The sequence below is a fragment of the Chitinophaga sp. genome (assembly GCF_035564935.1).
In the GTDB taxonomy this organism is placed as follows: Bacteria; Bacteroidota; Bacteroidia; order Chitinophagales; family Chitinophagaceae; genus Chitinophaga.
The window spans coordinates 1-5,124 of record NZ_DATMTE010000485.1 but is presented as its reverse complement, the minus strand read 5'-3'; the positions used below and the strand labels follow the sequence as shown (position 1 = coordinate 5,124).

Here is a 5,124-nt window from a genome sequence, read left to right as displayed (position 1 = left end):
GGCGCCGCATTATATTTTCTATACGGCCGTTTTTGAAGATAGTGAAGGCACCATATGGCTAGGCACTGTAAGAGACGGGCTTTATTATTATAACCGCCGCACAGGAAAGAAAGGACTTTACCTGCATAATGCCAGCGACAGTAATAGCCTGAGCAACAATCGCGTGAACAGGATCTTCGAAGACAGCAAACACCGCTTATGGCTGGCTACAGACGACGGGCTCTGTTTATACAACCGGCGGCGGAACAACTTTACCACGTACGGAACACGGCATGGTTTCCTAAGCAATATGATGTTCTGCATCCTGGAAGACCGGCGCGACCGCCTTTGGGTGACCACTTCCAAAGGACTGGCCTGCTTTACGCCCGCCACGGAAAATGCCGTGGTATACACTAAAGCCAGCGGCCTGTTAAATGACCAGTTCAATTATAATTCCGCGTACAAAGACAGCTGCGGCAATATGTACTTTGGCAGTGTAAAAGGATTGATCCGTTTCAACCCGGAATCGTTTGTGCGTAACAGTTACCTGCCACCGGTTTATATCACCGGCTTCCAGGTGTATAATAAAGAAGCAGCAGTAGGTGATATACTGGAGAAATCTATCTTCCTTACAGATACGATCACATTATCGCACGACCAATCCACGTTCAGCATTAGCTTTGCTGCACTGAGTTATACTTCCCCTGAAATGACGGCGTACGCATACAAGATGGAGGGGCTTGACCACGACTGGACCTACCTGGAAAGCAACCGGAAAACCTTCTTCACCAAATTATCGCCGGGCACTTACCGGTTCATGGTAAAGGCAGCGGCCAGCGGCGGCAGCTGGAGCATTACACCACGCGTGCTTACCATCACCATCCTGCCGCCTTTCTGGGCCAGCTACTGGGCGTATGCTGCATATATTATCCTGCTGGGCAGCCTCGTGTATTTTATTATCCACTGGTATCATCAGCGCGCGCAACAAAAGCAAAAAAGACAGCTGGAATTACTGGAACACGAAAAAGAAAAAGAGCTGTACCAGGCCAAGATTGAATTTTTTACTCACCTTGCACATGAGATCCGTACACCGCTTACATTGATCAAAGGCCCCATGGAAAAGGTGATCCGGAATGCGGATGAAGTACCGTTGATCCGTAAGAACCTGCGCATCATGGAACGCAATACCGACCGGCTCCTGGAGCTTACCAGCCAGTTGCTCGACTTCCGCAAAACGGAGATCCATGGTTTCAGCCTGAATTTTGTACGTACCGATATTTCTGAACTGCTGAAAGAAAATCACCTGCGGTTTACACCGGCTGCCGAACAACAGGACATCCGGTTTAAAATAGAATTATCCAGCCTTCATTTCTTTGCATATGTAGATAGCGAGGCATTAAATAAAATATTAGGCAACCTGATCAACAATGCTATCAGGTATGCTGCTACCAGGGCATCCATACACCTGTTGCCCGTTGATGAAAACGATTCCACTTTCACGATCCAGGTGAAGAACGATGGCTATATTATTCCTGCGGAGATGAAAGAAAAGATATTTGAACCATTCTTCCGGGCAAAGGCCACCGCAGATAAATCGGGTACCGGCATAGGACTTTCCTTATCAAGGTCATTAACATTACTGCATAAGGGTACCCTGGAACTGATACCTGCCGAGGGGACATTAAATGTTTTTTCACTTACTTTGCCTGTTCACCAGGAAATAGAATTTAACCTGAGCAAATGGAAAACAAACCACTGATACTGTTAGTTGATGATAATGAAGAAATACTTTCTTTCATTGCAGACGACCTGGAAGATAAGTACAAAGTGATCACCGCATATGACGGACAGGCCGCCCTGCTTTTACTGCAGGAACAACCCGTACAACTGGTGATCAGTGATGTGATGATGCCGGTAATGGATGGCTTTGAACTTTGCCGTATCATTAAATCTGATTTTGTATCCAGTCATATCCCGGTCATCCTGCTTACCGCGCGCAATACCATGCAATCGAAAATAGAGGGCCTGGAGCTGGGCGCGGATGCGTACATTGAAAAGCCCTTCTCTCCTCAATTCCTGCAGGCGCAAATTGCGAGCCTGCTCAGTAACCGTCATAAAATAAAATCCTATTATGCCAGCACACCACTGGTACATTTACGCAGCATGGCGTATACCAGTGCAGACGAGCAATTCCTGGAAAAGCTGAACGACCTGATTAACCAGCATCTCAATAATATTGACCTGGATGTGGAACAGCTGGCGGACTTCATGAACATGAGCCGTCCTACTTTCTACCGTAAAATAAAGGCAATATCCGATCTTACGCCACATGAGCTGATCAATATTGCACGGTTGAAAAAAGCTGCTTCCCTATTATCTACCGGATCGTACAAGATCAATGAAGTAGCGGAACTTTGCGGTTTTGCCTCCCTGACTAATTTCGGGAAAAATTTCCAGAAGCAGTTTGGCATACTGCCATCGAGGTATGTAGCGCAGATACAGGCGGAAAAAGAGCGGTAAGTCCCTCCCGCCGCTTTTTTCCCTTTCCCCTCCCCTAAACTTAATCTTGCTTCCCCGCAGGAAAAACAATATATTAGCAATAATTCAAAGAACCGGAAACTGGCATCTGATACCTATGTACGCCGATATTTCTGCGTCGTAAAAGTACATCATAAGACACATTAAATTGATTCATACTGTATGCATCTACCATCATTGATCATTGACCTGGCTTTAATATTAGGAGCGGCGGGAGTTATTACATTACTGTTTAAACGGCTGAAGCAGCCGATGGTGCTGGGGTATATCATCGCGGGGTTTATAGTGGGCCCCAATTTCAGATTATTCCCCACTATCGGGGATGCGGAAGGTATAAAAACATGGTCTGAGATCGGCGTTATTTTCCTGTTATTTTCGCTGGGCCTTGAGTTTAGTTTTAAAAAGCTGATGCGGGTAGGTGGCACCGCCACTATTACCGCATTTGTGGAAATAGCGCTTATCACGGTAGCCGGTTATTTCACCGGTCAGCTGATGGGCTGGGGTTTTATGGACAGCCTGTTCCTCGGAGGGTTGCTGGCCAGCTCTTCTACCACTATCATTATCCGCGCATTCGAAGAATTAGGCGTTAAGAAGAAATCGTTTACCAAAATTGTATTTGGTGTACTGGTGATAGAAGACATTGTGGTGATCCTGATGATGGTATTGCTTTCCACCATGGCGGTGAGCCGCAAATTTGAAGGTACGGAGATGTTGTTTACCATTGCCAAACTGATGTTCTTCCTGGCGGTATGGTTCCTGGCGGGGATCTTCCTGCTACCTACTGCGCTGAAGAAAATAGAACGTTACATGAATGGTGAAACCCTGCTGATACTGAGCATAGCGCTTTGTTTGGGCATGGTGATCCTGGCCACTAAAGTGGGTTTCTCTGCTGAACTGGGCGCCTTTATCATGGGTTCCATCATTGCAGAAACCACTTCGTCGGAAAAAGTGGAACACCTGATCCAACCGGTAAAAGATCTTTTTGGCGCTATCTTTTTTGTATCGGTAGGGATGCTCATTAACCCGGAAATGATTGTAGAATACCGTTGGCCGGTATTGTGGATAACCTTGCTCACCATTAGCGGTAAATTTTTCAGTACGGCACTTGGCGCACTGTTATCCGGTCAGCCGCTGAAACAGGCCGTACAAGTAGGTATGAGCATGGCGCAGGTAGGTGAGTTTGCCTTTATTATTGCTACGCTGGGTCTTTCCCTGGGTGTAACCAGCGAATTCCTATTCCCCGTAGCGGTAGGCGTTTCCGCCATTACCACTTTTACCACGCCTTACATGATCAAGTTTTCCGTACCGTTTTATAACTGGCTGGAGAAGATCATCCCCACCCGCTGGATGAATGCCCTGAACCGGTATAGCGCCAGTTCACAAACCTTACAGGCGGAGAGCGACTGGCGCATTGTTTTGCGCAGCTATGTAAAAGTGATTGTGCTCAATACAGTGATTATGCTGGCCATCATTTTGCTGAACACTTATTATATTGGCCCGTTTGTTATAAAATATGTGAAGAACCTGTTCCTGGCGGAGTTGCTGAGCGTGGTCATTGGTATTGCTATGATGTCGCCGTTCATTTGGGCGCTGATGGTGCAGAAGATCTCCAGCAACTCTTATAAAGCATTGTGGCTCGACTCTAAATACAACCATGGGCCATTGGTAGTGGTGGAAGTAGTACGCAACGTGGTAGCCGTGCTGCTGGTGGGTTTCCTGGTAAACCAGTACTTCACATTCTGGCAGGCGTTACTGGGCACCGGCTTTATACTTGCCTGCGTATTGCTGGTATTGCGTTCCCAATTACAGAAATATTACAACCGTATAGAAAGCCGTTTCCTTACCAACCTCAATGCCCGTGAAACCGCCGATGCCGCCAATCATAAAGCCACCGCAGCAGACCTGTTGCCCTGGGATGCGCAGGTATCGGAGATAGCAATAGATCCCTGGTCTACCCTGGTAGACAAACCTTTGATAGACCTGCAATTACGGGAGAAGTACGGCATCAATGTGGGCGCTATCAAAAGAGGGAATGTAACCATCTATGCACCTACCCGCGATGAAAAACTGTTCCCGCACGATATCCTTACTGCTATTGGTACAGAAGCACAGCTGGAAGAATTTAACCGGGTGGTGAACACCCTCAATGTGGAAAGAAGTGATGATGTGGCAGATGAAAACATTGGCCTTACCAGCATCGTGGTGGATGAACACAATGGCCTCAAAGGCCAAACCATCCGTGGTTCCGGCATCCGCGAAAAAACACAGGCGCTGGTAGTAGGTATTGCCCGTGGCGGTGATAAAATACTCAACCCCGCCTCCGAAACCGAGTTCGAATGGGAAGATGTAGTGTGGCTGGTGGGGAACCGCCGGAAGATACTCGAATTTTCCCGCGGGAAATAGATCGCAGATATTTCAAGGCGGGTTATTTATCTCCTATGGCTATTTTTATGGTTGGTTTGCGAATTAGTTCCCTATAAATCCTTGTCCATATATTCTTCCAAAGAAGATTTTAGCTGATCTAAAAATGAAGTGCGTGAACCTGCTCGATATTTCATTCGATGGAAAGAATAGTGCAAATCTGTTCAGACCATCGTGGAAATTGAT

Annotated in this window: 3 protein-coding genes and 1 pseudogene; 3 read left to right on the top strand and 1 reads right to left on the bottom strand. The window is 46.9% G+C overall.

Annotated elements, in window-relative coordinates; genetic code table 11:
• From VN105_RS12445 to VN105_RS12435, 3 genes are all read left to right on the top strand, one after another.
• Positions 1–1,738 (top strand): sensor histidine kinase (locus tag VN105_RS12445; protein ID WP_325641303.1); only part of this gene is annotated, 1,738 nt, incomplete at its 5' end.
• On the top strand, positions 1,720–2,499 hold the full coding sequence (locus VN105_RS12440) for a response regulator (protein WP_325641301.1): 780 nt from the start codon (positions 1,720–1,722) through the stop codon (positions 2,497–2,499). The genes VN105_RS12445 and VN105_RS12440, both read left to right, overlap by 19 nt.
• A 180-nt stretch (positions 2,500–2,679) precedes the next feature.
• On the top strand, positions 2,680–4,920 hold the full coding sequence (locus VN105_RS12435; protein WP_325641299.1) for a cation:proton antiporter: 2,241 nt from the start codon (positions 2,680–2,682) through the stop codon (positions 4,918–4,920).
• A gap of 71 nt (positions 4,921–4,991) precedes the next feature.
• Here VN105_RS12435 and VN105_RS12430 read toward each other — a convergent pair.
• Positions 4,992–5,099, bottom strand: a pseudogene (locus VN105_RS12430) (RteC domain-containing protein); the annotation flags it as partial.
• Positions 5,100–5,124: the final 25 nt, after the last annotated feature.

What these genes read in the sequence shown, in the direction of transcription:
- VN105_RS12440 (WP_325641301.1), top strand. Translation starts at nt 1,720, where the DNA reads ATGGAAAACAAACCACTGATACTGTTAGTTGATGATAATGAAGAAATA.
- VN105_RS12435 (WP_325641299.1), top strand. Translation starts at nt 2,680, where the DNA reads ATGCATCTACCATCATTGATCATTGACCTGGCTTTAATATTAGGAGCG.